13 protein-coding genes are annotated in these 18,561 nt (G+C 63.2%); 6 read left to right on the plus strand and 7 right to left on the minus strand.

Features of this window, described 5'->3' with window-relative positions; translation table 11 throughout:
* Window positions 1-853: 853 nt before the first annotated feature.
* The 3 genes from B2246_RS19130 to B2246_RS19140 all read left to right on the plus strand — a co-directional run bounded on the left by B2246_RS19130 (window position 854) and on the right by B2246_RS19140 (window position 4,205).
* Window positions 854-1,807 carry a LysR family transcriptional regulator gene (locus tag B2246_RS19130; RefSeq protein ID WP_008644649.1) on the plus strand — a complete coding sequence of 318 codons (954 nt, stop codon included), beginning with the start codon at window positions 854-856 and terminating at the stop codon, window positions 1,805-1,807.
* A gap of 302 nt (window positions 1,808-2,109) precedes the next feature.
* A complete protein-coding gene (locus tag B2246_RS19135; protein ID WP_008644653.1) occupies window positions 2,110-2,775 on the plus strand; it encodes a response regulator in 666 nt (221 codons plus the stop codon).
* Between the two features lie 143 nt (window positions 2,776-2,918).
* Window positions 2,919-4,205, plus strand: coding sequence for a cobyrinate a,c-diamide synthase (locus B2246_RS19140; protein WP_035883109.1), 1,287 nt, complete (start codon window positions 2,919-2,921; stop codon window positions 4,203-4,205).
* A gap of 25 nt (window positions 4,206-4,230) precedes the next feature.
* On the opposite strand, the gene B2246_RS19145 is transcribed toward B2246_RS19140, so the two are convergent.
* The 4 genes from B2246_RS19145 to B2246_RS19160 form a co-directional block, all read right to left on the minus strand.
* Entirely contained in the window at window positions 4,231-4,692 is a 462-nt protein-coding gene (locus tag B2246_RS19145; protein WP_008644657.1) for a MarR family winged helix-turn-helix transcriptional regulator, read from the minus strand.
* A gap of 47 nt (window positions 4,693-4,739) precedes the next feature.
* Window positions 4,740-6,266, minus strand: a complete 1,527-nt coding sequence (locus tag B2246_RS19150; RefSeq protein WP_008644658.1) for an MFS transporter — start codon at window positions 6,264-6,266, stop codon at window positions 4,740-4,742.
* A 233-nt stretch (window positions 6,267-6,499) separates the two neighbouring features.
* Window positions 6,500-7,927 (minus strand): sensor histidine kinase, encoded by a 1,428-nt coding sequence (locus B2246_RS19155; RefSeq protein ID WP_008644659.1) that lies wholly within the window; start codon window positions 7,925-7,927, stop codon window positions 6,500-6,502.
* On the minus strand, window positions 7,920-8,591 hold the full coding sequence (locus B2246_RS19160) for a response regulator (RefSeq protein WP_011518445.1): 672 nt from the start codon (window positions 8,589-8,591) through the stop codon (window positions 7,920-7,922). Before B2246_RS19160 ends, B2246_RS19155 begins: the two co-directional genes overlap by 8 nt.
* Window positions 8,592-8,718: 127 nt before the next feature.
* On the opposite strand from B2246_RS19160, the gene B2246_RS19165 reads away from it, so the two are divergent.
* The 3 genes from B2246_RS19165 to rocF all read left to right on the plus strand — a co-directional run bounded on the left by B2246_RS19165 (window position 8,719) and on the right by rocF (window position 11,785).
* Window positions 8,719-9,708 (plus strand): tripartite tricarboxylate transporter substrate binding protein, encoded by a 990-nt coding sequence (locus B2246_RS19165; RefSeq protein WP_040010978.1) that lies wholly within the window; start codon window positions 8,719-8,721, stop codon window positions 9,706-9,708.
* Window positions 9,709-9,789: 81 nt separating this feature from the next.
* A complete protein-coding gene (locus B2246_RS19170) occupies window positions 9,790-10,779 on the plus strand; it encodes a Bug family tripartite tricarboxylate transporter substrate binding protein (RefSeq protein WP_035883102.1) in 990 nt (329 codons plus the stop codon).
* Between the two features lie 97 nt (window positions 10,780-10,876).
* Window positions 10,877-11,785, plus strand: coding sequence for an arginase (rocF, locus tag B2246_RS19175; RefSeq protein WP_008644663.1), 909 nt, complete (start codon window positions 10,877-10,879; stop codon window positions 11,783-11,785).
* A gap of 93 nt (window positions 11,786-11,878) precedes the next feature.
* Here rocF and B2246_RS19180 read toward each other — a convergent pair whose 3' ends face one another.
* From B2246_RS19180 to B2246_RS19190, 3 genes are read right to left on the minus strand one after another with little or no spacing between them, the layout of a single operon-like run.
* The gene (locus B2246_RS19180) at window positions 11,879-13,378 is read right to left on the minus strand and encodes an AdeC/AdeK/OprM family multidrug efflux complex outer membrane factor (protein ID WP_008644666.1); all 1,500 of its coding nucleotides are present in this window, start codon (window positions 13,376-13,378) and stop codon (window positions 11,879-11,881) included.
* On the minus strand, window positions 13,375-16,521 hold the full coding sequence (locus tag B2246_RS19185; RefSeq protein WP_186425726.1) for an efflux RND transporter permease subunit: 3,147 nt from the start codon (window positions 16,519-16,521) through the stop codon (window positions 13,375-13,377). The genes B2246_RS19180 and B2246_RS19185 overlap by 4 nt, the downstream gene beginning before the upstream one ends.
* Window positions 16,522-16,547: 26 nt before the next feature.
* Window positions 16,548-17,711: an efflux RND transporter periplasmic adaptor subunit gene (locus B2246_RS19190; RefSeq protein WP_008644670.1), complete on the minus strand. Its 1,164-nt coding sequence runs from the start codon at window positions 17,709-17,711 to the stop codon at window positions 16,548-16,550.
* Window positions 17,712-18,561: the final 850 nt, after the last annotated feature.

Below are 18,561 nucleotides of genomic sequence, written 5' to 3' on the forward strand. Positions count from 1 at the left end.
GCTCGCCGGCCTCCAGTCAGGCGTCCATGCCATCGCGCGCACGGCCCTCCCGCCTACCCTGCCCGTAAGGTAGCCCACCGCCCGCGCAAAAGGCAATTCAGTGTCTTCGCGGCACGAGTTAAGCAAATTGAACACGGCCTCTACAGGATTGTCGCGATACGCCCGCAACAATTCGGCACAATTCGCACACTCACATTTGCAATTCAAATTTTGTTATTCCAATTTGGAAAAATTCCTACCTCTGTCATTATCAACTGACAGTCCAGGATGCTGAATTCACGCCGGGATTTGGCGTCGACTAACGCACTCCCATTGACGGAAACCCCCATTTGAGGCGGGTTTCAGGGTTGTATCGTTGTTCGTACATAGTGTCTTTGTTGGTATGGCACAACCGTCTGGAAGTTGAGCATTACTAGTAGTTTCCAGAATGTTGTATTAAGATTTCTACGCATCAACTAAATTTCGAAACGCCTGCAATGGCGCCGCCCGGCGCATGAGGACAGGCGTCAAAGCGGTACGGCGTCGGCAGATGACGCCGCCACAAGCCGCTGCATATTTCCTGGTCTGACGAATAGGAGCCATTGCCGTAGCACGCACCGGATACACAAACCCGTGCGGTCTGGAGGAAGTGGTGGCTGCAAGACGCGATGCGGACATTCATCGTCCGCGCGCGGCGTCTTCGGCTGCCAGGGCGCCTCGCCGTCGCCCCTGCACATTTTTGGTAGTGCCAGCAGTAACTGCCATCGCCCTCGCCGAATTTCCGCAAGGAGAACCGGCCGGCAGTCAGAAGCAGCAATGATGTTGCATCACCAGAACAAATAACAAAGCAGAACTCGGATCGGGAGAAGTCAGTATGCGGCACGTCAGCACGAAGCTATTGCATGTTTTCGTTCTGCTTATGGAGTATCGCGACCTCAATGCGGTTGCAGCTTGCACTCAGGGGCGCGTACCCACAGTGGCATATAGCCTGGCGCGATTGCGCGAAATCACAGGCGATGCCTTGTTCGTGAAACGAAATGGCGCGTTGGAGCCCACGCCACATGCGTTGCGGCTCGAGCAGACCGCGCGTCAGATTCTGGCCAAATGGAACCAGCTCGTGCAGCCAAGCGGGGAACATGCCGCTCAGGCAGCCCGAGGCCGACGCATTTCGATCGGGTTTTCTTCGTCGATTGGCGATCCGGTCATTACCGAAATCCTGACCGCCTTGGGCGAACGCTTCCCACAGGACAGCTTCATCACGCGGCCGGTCATTGCCGATGCGGCGCTAGCGGATAGCCTGGATAGCGGCGATCTCGACTGCGCCTTTGTCGTCGATGGCGCCAACGTGCCCGACTCGGTCATCCCGCATAGCATCATGGCCACGCCGCGACGCCTGATCAGCGTCACGCGCACGGGGTCGATGGAAGACGTGGAAAGCGACTGGATCCTGCTGCAGGAAGACTGCGACGCCGCAAGTCCGCTACGTGGATTCCTGGAGCGCCAGGCCCTTGCTCCCGGCCATCGCGAAACCGTGGTGCCGTCGTGGCATACCCAGATCACGCTGTTACATGCGGCAGGTGGCATCTGCCCGGTGCTCGACTTCAACGTGCCGCTCGTCACGCGCGATCGCAAGGCACGCCTGCTGGCGCCACCCAGCAGTTTCCCGGCCTGGGCAGCGCTTCATTTCTGGATGCCCCAGGAGTCTGATGACCGCAACACGCTCCGCGACATCATGGACGTCGGCGCCTCGGTACTGCGAGACCCTCTCAAGGCCATCGACGGACGCCGTCAGGCGCGACAACCCGCCAGGCCTCTGGCAGTAGCCTGACCCACACGTATTGATGCCAATCGACGACCCCGTGGCGCATCGCGCCACGGGGTCGTTTGCGTTCAATGTCACCGACGCAAGGCAATGCAATACGTTTTTTGCGAATCCTCTTACTCCCTTCCCGCGAGCCGGGCATTAATCTCGCCGTGCATCGCGGTGCTCTCCGAGTCGTCTCCCGTTTGATTCGCGGTTCCGCGTGCGCGCAGTTGCTGCGTGTTCGCGCCGTACGCCAGTTCCGCGTGCGGCGCTTTTTTGACGCCAGCGTGAAGCCGTATCTGACCCATATGTTCAGGAGTCATTGGATGACGTTGAGGATTTTGCTGGCCGACGACCACCCCGTCATTACGGCGGCAATCCGGGCTAGGGTACAGTCGTCGCAGACTGGCTGGGAAGTCTGCGGCGAAGCTGCCAGTGCCACGGAGTTGCAGCAACAGGTCGATCTGCTCCAGCCGGATGTGGTCGTGACCGACTACCACATGCCGGGCCCCACCGAGCTCGATGGCGTGCGCCTGATCACGTCGCTGCGGCGACGACACCCGTCGATATCCGTGGTGGTGCTCACCATGATCACGAATCCGCTCGTGCTACGCACGATACTGGATGTCCGCGTGCATGGGCTGTTGATCAAGGACAGTCCGCTGGCGGAAATCATGACCGCAATCGGGCGAGCCCAGCGCGGCTTTACCTACATCGGCAAGTCCGCGCTACGCGCTCTGGCACCCACCGAACTCCGGACGATGCTGCCTTGCGGGCGCGACGGCGAGCAGCGGCCGTCCGCGCGCGAGATGGAGGTACTGCGGCTATACCTGACCGGCCGCACCGTAACCGAGATCGCGACCACGCTGTGCCGCAGCGTCAAGACCATCAGCCGGCAAAAGAACTGCGCCATGCAGAAGCTCGGCGTCACCAATGACCGCGAGCTGTTCGAGTGTGTGGCACTCCAGGGCATGGTCCTGCCACGGAGCTAAAGGCCATGATGTCTGCCCGATATAATCCATCGCATCGCATAGCGCTGCCGCCGTGCATTGCCAATTCCGACATGCCCCCGCTTTCCATTCAATCCTCTCCGTTGGACGCGACAACACGGACAGGCACGCGCCCGGTCCCCGCGTTGCTCGTTACCGCCCCCGCATCGGGGCAGGGCAAGACCACGGTCACCGCCGCCTTGGCCCGCCTTCATGCGCGACAGGGCCGTACCGTGCGCGTATTCAAGATCGGACCTGATTTCCTCGACCCGACGCTGCTTGCCGCCGCCAGCGGTGCTCCGGTGCAATCGATCGATCTCTGGATGACAGGGGAAGCCGATGCTCGCCAACGTCTTGCCCTGGCCGCGCAGACCGCCGATCTGATTCTTGTCGAAGGTGTCATGGGCCTGCACGATGGCACGCCGAGCAGTGCGGATGTAGCGCGACTCTTTGGACTGCCGGTCCTCGCCGTCATTCAGGCAGGCGCGATGGCGCAAACGTTCGGTGCCGTGACTCACGGCCTGGCGACCTACGGCGAGCCATTTCACGCGATGCACGTGCTGGCGAATGGCGTCGGCAGCGCACGCCATGCCGACATGTTGCGAGACAGCCTGCCGCATGGCATCCACTGGGCCGGCGCGTTGGCCCGCGATGATGCGGCGGCGTTGCCGGAGCGGCATCTTGGCCTGTTCAGCGCCGACGAGCTTCCCGACCTTACCGCGCGACTGGATCGCATGGCGGATGCCTTGGCCGAACTGCCGATATCGCACCTGCCAAGGCCGATCGTGTTTCCGGACACCCCCGCGCAGCAATTGCCGCGCCTGCTGGAGGGCCGGCGCATCGCCATCGCGCGCGACGATGCCTTCCGGTTCATTTATCCGGCCAATGTGGAAACGTTGAACGCGCTCGGGGCGCATATCACATGGTTCTCGCCCTTGCGTGACGCGGCTTTGCCGCACTGTGACGCGCTATGGCTGCCTGGTGGCTATCCCGAACTGCACGCCGCCGCGCTTGCCGCGAATGTGCCGATGCACAACGCGATCCGCGCGGCGCACGCACGCGGCCTGCCAATGCTGGCGGAGTGCGGCGGAATGATGGCGCTGTTCGACAACCTGGTGGACAAGGAAGGGCAAACCCATCGCATGGCCGGGCTGCTGCCCGGCACGGTGACGATGCAGAAACGACTGGCGGCAATCGGCCATCAGGCCGTCGAGCTACCTACGAGGGAAGGCATGGCTGGCCAGACGGTACGCGGACACACGTTCCACTACTCGACCACCAACACTCCGCTGGCTCCGCTCCTGCACGCGCGGTCACCGCGCGATGATGGAAGCGGGGAAGCTGTCTATCGGTCCGGGACGCTTACCGCGTCCTACGTGCACTTGTACTTCCCTTCTAACCCAACGGCCATTGCGGCGTTGTTTGGCGGATAGAGGGGAGCCAGGCGACGCTGCCTGATCAGGCGGCGTCGCGTTCCGCCTGCGTGCGCGCGACTGCGTCGGCGATGCCCGCCTCGAGCTGAACCAGCCCCTTCGAGAGGTTGTGCATCGTCGTTTCCGTGACGTTGGCCAGCACGTCCTGCAGGAATGCCGAGCGGCGCGGCATTGCCTGGTCGACGATCTCGCGGCCAAGCGCGCTCAGCGTGACGTTGGTCATGCGGTTGTCGCGCTCGCTGGTCATGCGGTCGACCCAGCCCAGTTCCTGCAACGTCTTGAGCTGGCGTGTCAGCGCGCCCGGGTCCATGCCGACGCGATCGGCCAGCGGCTTCTGAGCGATCGGGCCTTCGTGTCCATACAACGCGAACAGAATGCGCCAACGCGGCAACGGGTGTCCGATTCGCTGTTCAAATGCCGCAGCATAAGCCCGGTAGGTCCGGCCAAATTGCTGCAGGACAGCCAGGCTTTGTCGCTCCAGTTCCACTCCACTCCTCCTGTAGGCGAATGTGCTTCACATCCGCACGGCTGTCATCAGTCCGCAGCCATCACGGGTTCATTTACCCGCATCAATTTGATCGGCGGAACCCGGCGCGCGCGCCAGACACCGAACAATGCAGCGATTGCCGCCAGCAACAGGCCAAGATGGATGGCGCCGACGAGGGACACCCGCGCCTGTTCCAGCAGCAGGGCTCCATTGTGCCCTGCCTGCTGCAAATTGGTCAGCAATTCTGCCTGCGCGGCCTTGTCGATCAGGATCTGCGGGTCGGTCATCCTGGCAGTCCAATCCGTCGCATTGGCGGCAGCCAGCGCCGACGTCACGCCAGACGTGTAGCTGCGCGTGACCAGCGTGCCAACCAGTGCCGTCCCGACCATCCCGCCGACCATCCGCAGCGACTGAAGCATCGCCGTGGCGATGCCGAGATTGGCACGACCGGCGGTCTGCTGCGCGAATACCGTCAGGTTGGGCAGGATAAAGCCCAGTCCGAGCCCCGCCAGCAACATGATCGAAAGCAGCAGATTGTGATGCATACCGCGCGTCGCCTGCGAGAGACCCAGCAGTGCCAGCGCCAGCATCGTGAATCCCGCGTAAAGCATGGCATTGGGGCGCGGGATCCGGGTGATGATGCGGCCGTTCACAATAGATCCGATCGTGATGCATACGACTAGCGGCGTCACCAACAGCCCGGCCTCCTTCGGCGAATAGCCAAACCCACCCTGGAACAGCAGCGGTGCGTACAGCAGCAAGCCGAACATCGTGAAGCCCGCCAGCACGGAAAGCACGAACAGCGACGCAAGGCTCGGATTGCGGAACATGTCGAACGGCAGAATCGGATTCGCTGATTTACGCGACCAATGCCACAGCGAGACGAACGCGGCGATGGAGAGGACCATCAGGCCGATCGTCACAACGCCAAGCCCCCGCTCAGGCAACCACTCCACCGATAGTTGCAAACTACCCAGTCCTGCCGCGATCAGTGCGGCGCCAGCCCAGTCGATACGGATCGGCTCGGTATGCGACTGATGACGCAGATGCGGCAGGAATCGCCAGGCAATCAGCAAACCCAGCAGGCCAACCGGCAGGTTGATGTAGAACACCGCTCGCCATCCGAACCACTCGGTCAGCACACCGCCCAACGACGGGCCGATCGCATTGGCCAGACCGAACGCCGTGCTCATCATGACCTGCCAACGCAGGCGCACATGCGGGTCAGGGAACAGATCGGGAACGCAGGCGAACGCCGTGCCGACCAACATGCCGCCACCGATCCCCTGCAATGCGCGGGCCGCTACCAGGAACGGCATGTTCGTGGCCATGCCGCAAAGCGCCGATGCCGCCACAAACACGACGATCGAGGCCAGCACGAACGGCTTGCGCCCGTAATAGTCGCCAAGTCGCCCGAAAATGGGCACGGTAATGACCGACGTCAGCAGGTAGGCCGTAGCCACCCATGCGTAATACTCGAAGCCCTGCAACTCCGCCACCACGGTTGGTAGCGCGGTACTGACCACGGTCTGGTCAAGTGCAACCAGCATTACGACAAATGCGATGCCGGTCATCGCAAGCAAAGACTCGCGAAAGGGCAGGACCTGCCCTTTCCTCACCGGCTGGTTGGCCGGTGATCCTGCTACTGCCCTGCCAGGTGATACATCCTGCTCAGGGCGAAATTCCGAAGTCATTCTGTTGCCCGATCAATCGTTGTTGCATCAATGAATCAGGGATTATAGGCCGTCGTCTGATGACTTGCAGGGGGGAGTTACAAATGGCCAATCGGATTGGATTGCAGCGCCTGTCAGACCACAGCGGGCGGTGCGGCGGGGGCAGTCGGCAACGTCACCCTGACGCGTAGCCCGCCCTTCTCGCCGGACTCCAGTCGCACGCTGCCCTGATGCGCTTCGCAGATTTGCCGAACGATCGACAGACCAAGTCCGCTCCCGGCCCCGGGCGTGCCGGCGATGCGAACGAAGCGTTCGAACACGCGTTCGCGCTCCGCCGAAGGGATGCCGGGCCCGCTATCGTCCACCAGGATGCAGAGCGTGCTGTCGGACCGTTCCACCGTCACGGAGATGCTCCCGCCAGCCGGCGTGTAGCTCACGGCATTGTGCAGGAGGTTGGCCAGCATTTCACGCAGCATGGCCTCGTTGCCAACGACCCATGCAGCAGCCGGACATTCGCCCAGACTGAGATCCTGCCTCCGCTCCCGCGCATGGAGATACCACTCCGCGCAGATGTCACGGCAGAGGTTGCCCAGTTCGATGCGCTGCATCGCGTCACCGTCCGGCGCAAGGACATCGCCATCCCCGGTACGCGCCAACGTCAGCAACTGGTTGGTCAACCGCACTGTCCGGTCGATGGCGGCCTTGACCTCGGCGAGATCGCCGCCGTGATCCGAAGCGCGTATGCGCTGGTCCACATGGCCCCTGACCAGCGTCAGCGATGTCCGAAGCTGATGCGCGGCATCGTCGAGAAAGCGCTTCTGGTTTTCGACGATGACCCGCAGACGTTCGAGGTACTGATTCAGCGTTTGCAGCAGCGGCTGAATTTCCCTGGGCAGGTCATCGCCCTCGACCGGCGCGAGGTCCGATGCCCGGCGGGCCTGAATGCGATCCTGCAAACGCTTCAGCGGCCGCAGCGTGGCCGCCACCGTCAATGCCAGCAACGTCATCGAGACACCGATCATCGCCGCCTGTTGCCAGAGCATGGTGAACAGCAACCGTCTGGCCATGTCATCCCGCATCTCCAGCGTTTCCCCCACCTGCACCAGCGCAACGCCCCGCTGCCCGCCTTCGGTCACCGGCTGCCACAGCGCCGCCACGCGCAAGGGCGTCCCGCCATAGGCATCGTCATAGAAATGGACCAGCGCCGGATAGTCCTCGCTGCGCGGCACATTGGCTGGCATTGCCGGGAAGTCCTTCTCGCCGGAGACGAAATGGCCCGCCGGATCCAGCACGCGATAGAAAATCCGCCCGCGCGCATCGATCTGGAACGTATCGAGCGCGCCATAGGGGACGTTGACGGTCACCCGGCCGTTAGTTACGTGGATACGCTCGGCAATCGAGCGCGTGGAGGCCAGCAGCGTTCGGTCGTGCGCCTGATTGGCTTCCTTCAGCGCGGTGCGATACGAGGCAAAAGCCGAGACGATGCCGACGGTCAGCAACGCCAGCGCCAGGCGCCAGAGCAGGGTCCGGCGCAAGCTCGTCGCCGAGAGCTGCCTAGCCATCCTGACGCTGTTCCAGCAGATAGCCGACGCCTCGCACGGCGGTGATGACCAGACCGCTCGGCTTCAGCTTCTTCCTGACCCGCGACACATACAGTTCGATGGTTTCGGGATTGACCTCGTCGTCGATCGAGAACACGCACTGGAACAACACGTCCCGCGTGGCGACGCGGCCGGCCCTCAGGAACAGCGCTTCCAGCACCGCCAGTTCGCGCCGGCTCAGCGTCAACGCCGTGCCCTCGCAGTAGAACGATCTCTCCACCGAATCGAAAGACAGGCCGCCGTAGGTAGTCACCGGCTGGCCACCCTGGCGGCGGCGAAGCTGCGCCTTGATGCGTGCTTCGAGTTCACCCAGGTCGAAGGGCTTGGCGATATAGTCGTCGGCCCCGAGGTCGAGGCCCAGGATGCGATCGGCGATCTCGCTGCGAGCCGTCAGGATCAGCACGGGCGTCGTGACACCCTGGGTCCGGATCGAGCGCAGAACGTCCAGCCCGTCGACCTTCCCGAGCGAGAGGTCCAGAAGGATCAGATCGTACGAAGCGGTGGCGATCATCAGCAGCGCGGCCTCGCCGTCCACGGCGTGGTCAATGACGAAGCCGCTGTCCCCGAGGGACTTGATGACCAGCGCAGCCAGATCCGGGTGATCTTCAACGAGTAGCAGGCGCACTTTTGGCAGGGTTTACGTTAAGCAATCTGGCAGGCGTTCGACAGCTTGGCGACAGCCGACCGACTTAGCATGGCAAGACAGAAATGATAGCCATCCGCGCGGACTGCGGGGATGGCTAATTCAAAAAATGGGAGACAGTCCAGTGCGAACGCTATGCCTGTTCGCCCTGTTGCTGATAGGCGGCGTGCAGACCGCCCACGCAGCGCAGGCGGAAACGCCGCAACCGCGGTGCATCGCGCCGGCCAGGCCAGGCGGCGGCTACGACCTGACGTGCAGGATCGCGAAGCTTGGGCTGGACGAGGCCAGGGCACTACCCGCACGCTTGCAGATCGACTATCGGCCCGGCGGGATCGGCGCGGTCATGTTCGACGCCGTGGTGGAGCAGACTCCCGATGATGCCAACACTATCGTGGCATTCTCGAGCGGCGCGTTGCTGAACCTGGCCAGCGGCAGGTTCAGCAAGTATGGGCCCGACAACGTCAAGTGGCTGGTCGCGATTGGCGTCGACCACGGCATGATCGCCGTCGACGCCCGTTCGCCGTACCTGACCCTGAAGGACCTTGTGACCGCAATGAAGGCCGACCCGCGCAAAGTGCTGTTCGGCATCGGCGGCTCCGCGGGCAGCCAGGACTGGATGAAGGCAACCCTGCTTGCCCGGCAAGCAGGGCTGGACCGTAACGCCATGCGCTATGTGGCGTTCGAAGGCGGCGGCGAGGCGATGACCGCGCTGATGACGGGACATGTGCAGGCCGTTCCCGGCGATATCGGCGAGGCCGTCGACCTGATCGAGGCGCACAAGATTCGCGTGCTGGCCGTGCTGGCCGATCAACGCCTGCCCGGCCGCTTCGCGTCGATTCCCACCGCGAAGGAACAGGGACTCGACGTGCAATGGCCCATCGTGCGCGGCTTCTACATGGGACCGAAGGTCGCCGAGCAGGACCGGCGCCGCTGGGGCAACGCGCTGCAGCGGGCGGCCGGCACCCGTGCATACGTGCAGGCACTGGAAACGCACGGCATCGTGCCCACCCCGATGGCCGGGCCGGAGCTGGACACCTACGTCCAGAACAAGGTTCGCGAATACAGGCGGCTCGCGCGCGAGTTCGACCTCATCAAGTAAGCAGGCCTGCCGGAGCCTCCGGCGGACTGTCCCTGGCCGTCCTGGCCTTCCATAGAACGATAAAACCCCGAGAGAAACGATATGTCCCAGTTTGATTCCTCGCGTCGACGGGCCCTTGGCGCCACGGGTGCGCTGGCTGCCGCCGCAATGCTCCCGAGCCTGTCGCGCGCGCAGACGTGGCCGTCAAAAACGATCCGCTTCGTCGTGCCGTTCGCGCCCGGCGGCAGTTCCGAGATCATCGCGCGCTCCGTAGCCGCCGAACTGACCTCGCAACTGGGCGTGTCGGTCTTCGTCGAAAACAAACCGGGTGGCGCGGGCAACGTGGCGATGGGCGAAGTGGCCCGTGCGGACGATCAGCACACCATCATCCTCGGTCATATCGGTACGCTGGCGGTGAACCCCTTCATCTTTCCGAAGCTGCCGTACGACGTGAACAAGGACTTCACGCCAGTGTCGCTGCTGGCCAAGGTGCCGAGCCTGTACGTAGTACATCCGGATGTGCCCGCGAAGAACCTCAAGGAGTTCGTGGCGCTGGCAAAGAGCAAGCCCGGCAAGCTCAACTACGGCTCTGCCGGCAACGGCAGTGCCGGCCACCTCGCATTCGAGTACCTGAAGGAAGCGGCCGGCATCTTCGTGCTGCACGTGCCGTACCGTGGCAGCGGCCCGCAGATCACGGACCTGCTGTCCGGCCGGCTGGAGGCGGCGGCCGTCGGCGCGCCGGCGATCCTGCCCTTCATCAAGTCCGGCAAGCTGCGTTGCATCGCCACAGGCTCCGCGCAGCGCATTCCGCAATTGCCGGATGTGCCGACCGTCGCCGAGCAGGGCTACCCGGGATTCGAGATGACCCAGTGGTATGGCATCCTCGCGCCGTCGTCGATGTCGAAGGCCGCCGTCGACAAGCTCGCCGCGGCCAGCGCGAAGAGCGTGCGCAGCCCGGCGGCGTCAAGCCGCATGGCCGCCGATGCGGCAATCCTCGTCGGCGATACGCCCGCCGAGTTCGCCGGCTTCATCGCCCAGGAGCAGAAGCGCTGGAAACCGATCATCGCCCGGGCGTCGATCAAGCCGGACTGAAACCTCGCCAACATCTCGCCAACATCCCGCTCACGTTCGACACCCGTTCGTGCCATGATGGCAGGCATCTATCGTCCCCACTGAACCTGGAGACCCCATGAAGCCTGTCACCCTGATTGGCGCGCCGACCGACGTGGGCGCCAGCATCCGTGGCGCCTCGATGGGCCCCGAAGCCTTGCGCGTGGCGGACATCGCGGGCGCCCTGGTGCGCAACGGCCTCGATGTCACCGATCTGGGCAACCTTGTGGGCCCCGGCAACCCGAACCTGCCACCCACGGACGGCGTTCGGCACCTGCCGGAGGTTGTCGCCTGGAACCGTCTGGTCATGGACGCCACCTACCAGGCCTTGGCCGCGGGCCAGTTGCCGCTGCTGATGGGTGGCGACCACTGCCTGGCGATTGGCTCGGTCAATGCCGCGGCTCGCTATTGCCGCGAGCAGGGAAAGAAGCTCCTGGTGCTCTGGCTCGACGCGCACGCCGATGCCAACACCGGCATCACCAGCCCGACCGGGAACACCCATGGCATGCCGGTGGCGTGCCTGTGCGGGGATGGTCCCGCCCCGCTTGTGTCGCTAGGCGGCGTGACGCCCGCCACCTCACCCCAGAACATTCGACAGATCGGCATCCGCAGTGTCGATGCCGAGGAAAAGAAGCGGCTGCGTGAGCTGGGCCTGACCGTCTACGACATGCGTTACATCGACGAGAACGGCATGAGGGCCACGATGGAGCAGGCGTTGGCGGGCATCGATGCCGATACCCATCTGCATGTCAGCTTCGACGTGGATTTCCTCGACAGCCAGATTGCGCCGGGCGTTGGCACGGCGGTTCGCGGCGGCCCTACCTATCGCGAAGCGCATCTCGCACTGGAAATGATCGAGGACACCGGCGCCCTGGGCTCCATCGATGTGGTCGAACTGAACCCCGCGCGCGACGTCCACAACCAGACCGCCGAGCTGGTCGTCGAATTGCTGGAGAGCCTGTTCGGGAAATCGACGCTGCTGCGTTGATGGCGCGAGCCCCGCTGGCTCGCGGCAGGCAATAAAAAAGGAGGCAGTCAGAGACTGCCTCCTTTCGATGCCGGTGCACCGGTCGACTACGGCCTACGAAGCCGACCGTGCGCCGCCGCCCGTGCTGCCGGTCGTCGAACTTCCGGCCCCATCAGCAGGCGCGCCATTCTCCGGCTTGTGCGTGACATCGGTCCAGCCACCGCCAAGTGCCTTGTACAGGTTCACCTCGCTGGTGAGCTGGTTGAGACGATCGGTGATCAGCGTCTGTTGCGCGTTATAAAGCTGACGCTGCGCATCGAGTAATGTCAGGTAGCTATCCACGCCAGTACTGTACCGATGTTCAGCCAGCGTGAAGTAGTCCTGGCTTGCCCGGACGAGCCGCACCTGCGCCTGAACCTGATCCGAGAACGTGCCGCGTGCGGCCAGTCCATCGGCCACCTCGCGGAAGGCGCCCTGGATCGTCCGCTCGTATGTCGCGACGTTGATGTCCTTCTGGATCTTTGCGTAGTCGAGGCTTGCCTTCAGGCTGCCTGCCGTAAAGATCGGCAGCACGATCTGCGGCGAGAACAGCCACGTGCCCTGACCGGCCGCGAACAGGTCCGACAACTGCCTGCTGGCCGTGCCGGTCGACGCCGTCAGCGTGATGCGCGGGAAAAACGCCGCACGCGCCGCGCCGATGTCCGCGTTGGCCGCCTTGAGCCGATGCTCGGCCGAAAGGATGTCCGGACGATTCTGCAACAGATCGGACGGCAGTCCCACCGGCACCTCGGCCACGAGCTTCTCTTCCAGCCCCAACCCTTGCGGCAGATCCGCCGGCATGCCCGAACCCAGCAACAGCGTCAGCGCATTGGTGTCCTGCGCCAGCGCACGCGTGTATGCCGCCAGCGAAGCCCGCGCGGTTTCAACCTGCGTTTCCGACTGGCGCAGCTCCAGCCGCGAAGCGATGCCTTCCTCGAAGCGGCGGCGCGTAAGGTTGTACGTTCGTTCGTACGTAGTCAGCGTGTCCCGCGTGACCTTGAGTTGCTCCTCGTCCGCGCGCAGCGTCAGGTAGGCATTGGCAACGCTGGCCACCAGTGCGATCTGCGTGCTTCGGCGCGCCTCATCACCCGCGAGATACTGCTCGAACGCGGCTTCGCTAAGGCTGCGCAACCGGCCAAACAGGTCGAGTTCCCAAGCCGTGGTTCCAAGAGACACGCCGTACTGGCTGCTGATCACACGTTGACCGGTGGTCGACAGATCCGCCGGCACGCGCTGCCGCGTGCCCTGCGCCGCGGCGTCGACCTGCGGAAACAGGTCGGCACGCTGGATACGGTACTGCGCGCGATAGGCTTCCACGTTCAACACGGCCACACGCAGATCGCGGTTGTTGTCGAGCGAGACCTGGATCAGCTCGCGCAAGCGCGGATCGGTGAAGTAGTCCCGCCAGCCAAGATCGACGGCCGTCACCGACGCATCGACCGCAGCCGTCTTCGGATAAGCCTCACCCTGCGGGAACGTCGCATCCACCGGGGCGGCGGGCCGCTCGTAGTTGGGAATCAGGCTGCAGCCGCTCAGCGCCGCCACGGCGGCCAGGCAAAGTAGCGTCTTTCTCATGCTTGGGCTCCCTTCTCGAGGGAGGACGAATCGGACTTGCGGCGCCGCTCCTTGATCGCGCTGACCACGACAAAGAACAGCGGCACCCAGAAGATGGCAAGCACCGTGGCGGTGATCATGCCGCCAATCACGCCGGTACCGATGGCGTGCTGGCTACCCGCGCCGGCGCCTTGCGACACCGCCAGCGGGAACACGCCCAGCATGAACGCCATCGAGGTCATGATGATGGGGCGCAAACGCATTCGGCACGCCTCCACCGCCGCCTCCACGAGGCCCTTGCCGTGATCGTGCAGTTCCTTGGCGAATTCCACGATCAGAATCGCGTTCTTCGCTGAAAGGCCCACCGTGGTCAACAGCCCCACCTGGAAGAACACGTCGTTCGACAGCCCTCGCGCGAGTGTGGCCAGCAGCGCGCCGATCACCCCGAGCGGTACCACCAGCATCACCGAGAACGGAATCGACCAGCTTTCATACAGCGCCGCCAGACAGAGGAACACCACCAGCAACGACAACGCGTACAGCGCCGGCGCCTGTGAGCCCGACAACCGTTCCTCGTACGACAGGCCCGTCCATGAATAGGAAATGCCGGCTGGCATTTGCTTCATGATTTCCTCTACCGCCGCCATGGCTTCACCCGAGCTCTTGCCTGCTGCCGGCTCACCGAGGATTTCCACCGCCGGCACACCGTTGTAGCGCTGCAGCTTCGGCGATCCAAAGCCCCATTTGCCCGTGGCAAACGACGAGAACGGCACCATGTCACCCTTGTCGTTGCGCACGAACCACTTGTTGAGGTCCTCTGGCGACATTCGCGAGTTCGGCCGACCCTGCAGGTACACGCGCTTGACGCGGCCCCGGTCAATGAAGTCGTTCACGTAGCTGGAACCCCAGGCAATCGACACCGTGCTGTTGATGTCCGCCAAAGACAGCCCCAACGCGCGCGCGCGTTCATCGTCGATTTCGAGGACGTACTGCGGCTCGTCGTTGAGGCCGTTCGGACGTACTCGCTGCAACGCGGGGCTCTTGGCTGCAAGCGCCAGGAACTTGTTGCGCGCGTTCATCAGCGCCTCGTGCCCCAAGCCGGCCTGATCCTGCATATAGAAGTCGAAGCCCGTGGCGTTACCGAGTTCCTGCACCGCCGGCGGCGCGAAGGCAAATGCCAGCGAGTCGCGGAACGTGCTGAACTTGGCCTGTGCCCGCTTGGTCAGGTCGAACACGCTCGTGGCATCGCCTTCGCGATCCTTGAACGGCCTCAGCAGAATAAACGCGAGACCCGAACTCTGGCCACGGCCGGCAAAGTTGAAGCCGTTCACGGTGAAGAGCGACTCCACGATCTTGCCTTCGTCATTCAGCAGGTAGTTGCGCATCTGGTCAAGCACGGCCTGCGTGCGCTCGGCCGACGAGCCGGCCGGCGTCTGCACCTGCGCGTACAGCACGCCCTGATCTTCTTCCGGCAGGAACGAGGTCGGGATGCGCGTGAACAGGAAACCCATCACCACCACGATTGCCAGATAGATGAGCAGGAACGGAGCCCGGCGCTTCAGAATGCCGGAGACCCCACGCTCATAGCTTTGCGTCGACCGGATGAAACTGCGGTTGAACCAGCCGAAGAAGCCCTGCTTGTGCTCGCCGTGGTCGCCCTTCTCGATCGGCTGGAGCATCGTCGCGCACAGCGCCGGCGTGAGAATAAGCGCCACGAGCACAGACAACACCATCGCGGAAACGATCGTGATCGAGAACTGGCGATAGATCACACCGGTCGAGCCGCCGAAGAACGCCATCGGCAGGAACACCGCGGACAGCACCAGCGCGATACCAACCAGTGCGCCCTGGATCTGCCCCATCGATTTTCGTGCGGCCTCCTTCGGACCCAGCCCTTCTTCGGCCATCACCCGCTCGACGTTCTCGACCACCACGATGGCATCGTCCACCAGCAGACCGATGGCCAGCACCATGCCGAACATCGTCAGTGTGTTGATCGAGTAGCCAAACGCGGCCAGCACGCCGAACGTACCGAGCAGCACCACCGGCACCGCGATCGTCGGGATCAGCGTGGCGCGGAAGTTCTGCAAGAACAGATACATCACCAGGAAGACGAGCACGATTGCCTCGAGCAGCGTCTTGATCACCTCGTGGATCGAGTCGGAGATCACCGGCGTCGTGTCGTACGGGAACACCACCTTGATGCCCGGCGGGAACGTCGGTTCCAGCTGAGCCAGCGTGTTGTGGATGTTCTTGACCGTCTCCAGCGCGTTGGCGCCGGATGCCAGACGAATGGCGATACCCGATGCCGGGCGGCCGTTGTACTGCGCGTTGATCGTGTAGTCCTGGCCGCCCAGAGCAACATCGGCCACGTCCTTCAGACGCACCTGCGAGCCGTCGGGATTAACCTTGAGCAGGATGTCGCCGAACTGCTCGGCGGTCTGGAGACGCGTCTTGCCGATCACCGTCGCGTTGAGCTGCTGCCCGCGAACCGCCGGCAGGCCACCAAGCTGACCCGAGGCCACCTGGACGTTCTGCGCCTTGATCGCGTTGCTCACATCCAGCGGCGCGAGTTGGTAGCTGTTGAGCCTGGCCGGGTCCAGCCAGATCCGCATCGCATACTGCGAACCGAACACCTGGAAGTCGCCCACCCCTGCGGTACGCGACAGCGGATCCTGGATGTTCGAAACGATGTAGTTCGACAGATCCTCCCGCGTCATGTTGGGGTCGGTCGAAATCAGACCCACGATCAGCAGGAAGTTACGCACCGACTTGGTCACGCGAATCCCCTGCTGCTGCACTTCCTGCGGCAACAGTGGCGTGGCCAGGGCAAGCTTGTTCTGCACCTGCACCTGCGCGATATCCGGGTTGGTGCCTTGCTCAAACGTGACCGTGATGGTCATGCTGCCGTCGGAGTTCGATTCCGACGAGATGTAGCGGAGGCGGTCCAGGCCATTCAGCTGCTGCTCGATCACCTGCACCACCGTATCCTGCACCGTCTGCGCCGAAGCGCCCGGGTAGGTTACGGAGATGGCGATGGTCGGCGGCGCGATCGCCGGGTATTGGTTGATCGGCAGCGACCTGATGGAGAGCACGCCGGCCAACATGATGACCAGCGCAATCACCCAGGCAAAGATCGGCCGCTCGATAAAGAAATTAGACATGGCAAATCCTCATGCGTCCGTCCCGTTCAGGACTTTGCCGCGGGGGCCGACGCCGCGCTCGCGGCCGAAGCCTCCACGGCACCGGCTGTGGCCGCATCGGCTTCGGTGGCCTTGACCTTCGCACCCGGGCGCACAAACTGCAGACCCTCGACGATCACGCGATCACCAGCCTTCAGGCCTGCTGTAACGAGCCACTTGTCGCCAACCGTGCGGTCGGTCGAGAGAATGCGCTGCTCCACTTCGTTGCTCGCATTCACCACCAGCGAAGTCGCTTGCCCCTTCAGGTCACGCGTGACGCCGCGCTGCGGTGCCAGGATAGCGGCAGTCTTGACGCCTTCCGCCAGACGCGCATGAACGAACATGCCCGGCAGCAGTTCATTGCGCGGGTTCGGGAAGACGGCGCGCAGCGTCACGGAACCCGTGCCCTGGTCGACGGCCACTTCCGAGAACTCAAGACGACCGGGCTCCGAATAGATACTGCCATCTTCGAGCTGCAGCGTAACCTTGGCCGCGTTCGCGCCGGCACCCTGCAACTGGCCGTTGGCCAGTTCGCGACGCAGGCGGAGGATTGCCGACGACGGCTGCGTCACATCCACATAGATCGGATCGAGCTGCTGAATCGTTGCCAGCGCGTTAGCCTGGCCGTTCGTTACCAGCGCGCCTTCAGTGACAAGCGATCGGCTGATACGGCCGGAAATCGGCGAAAGGACCTTGGTGTAGCGCAGGTTGATATGGGCCTGGTCCACAGCGGCTTTGGCTTGCAGGTAGGAAGCCTGCGCCTCGGCGTATTGCTGCTTGCTGACGGCTTCCTCTCCGACCAGCCTGCCGTAGCGTTCGGCAAGCAGGCGCGCCGATTCGAGATTTGCCTCGGCGCTCTTCGCAGTAGCTTCATAGGTCGACGGATCGATCTGGTACAACTGCTGGCCCTGCTTCACATCGCTGCCTTCGACAAACAGACGCTTCTGCAGGATGCCATTGACCTGAGGGCGAACCTCGGCGATCCGGTAGGGCATGGTGCGCCCAGGCAAGGAACTGTCGAGCGTAACGTTCTCGTCCTTCAGCGTGACAACTTTCACTTCAGGCGTCTGGGCCGCAGGCGGCTTGTTGTCCTTGCCGCACGCAGACAGTACTGTTACGGCAACAGCCAGAATGCCTGGAATCAAAGCACGCCGGGCGCGCATTGCTTGCATAGCGATATCCTCGAGGATGAAACGGATGAGTTCTTCTTTGGGCCTGGTTGGCCAGACCGGCGCGACCGCGTTACGCGCGGACGCAATTGGCGTGCCTGCCATCGGCACTTGTCGGTGATCGGGTTCAGCGGATCGTCATCGCCATTCGCCCCTGCTTTCGCCAGTTAGCTGGCCTCGAAATACACAACGCCGGACGCGGCGCACGCGTCCGGCTGGCAGGGTGACTTAGATGCCCGCCCCGCTCCCCGTATTCTGACTGTCTTGCACAATCTTCTGTTATCGGTGTTACCGTCATTCGCGCGAGTTCGTGCCCGAATCTGAGTGAGCATCGTCTCGCCGATCGCAACAATAGACCAAGCCCCGATATCGGATACCAAAGCTTGCTGGCGATGACTTCGACAGTAACGTTTGCCGGCCGGGTGTCGCCCAGAACGCTCTGCGCGCTGACAAGGTCCTCCTCCGAACCCTTTGTCACACCGCTGCGGCAATGCAGCATTTGAGCAGCATACTTTTGAATCAGTTCAATAAGCATGCTGCCAATAGCGCGTCATCCTACCAGTTTGTAGATCGGTTAGGGTCACTGGAAATCGACCTGTAATGCGGTGAAATACTCGCAATAGGAGCGTTCCGACGATATTTCGCGGGCTTGCGCGGGTTTTCAGCCGCCGAGATACACGCTCGCGGGACGGTGTTTTGCGCGAGCGGGACAGTGAGACGGGCTCTTGCGAAATACGCAATAAAAAGGCCCACGCCGATATGGCGTGGGCCTTTTTGCTGAATTTCGAGTTGTATTGGCAGACGTTTCCGCCAACGACGCCGCGCAGTTAAACCGCGCGGCATAAAAGCAAAA

It is taken from the genome of Cupriavidus sp. UBA2010 (assembly GCF_002335265.1).
In the GTDB taxonomy this organism is placed as follows: Bacteria; Pseudomonadota; Gammaproteobacteria; order Burkholderiales; family Burkholderiaceae; genus Cupriavidus; species Cupriavidus metallidurans.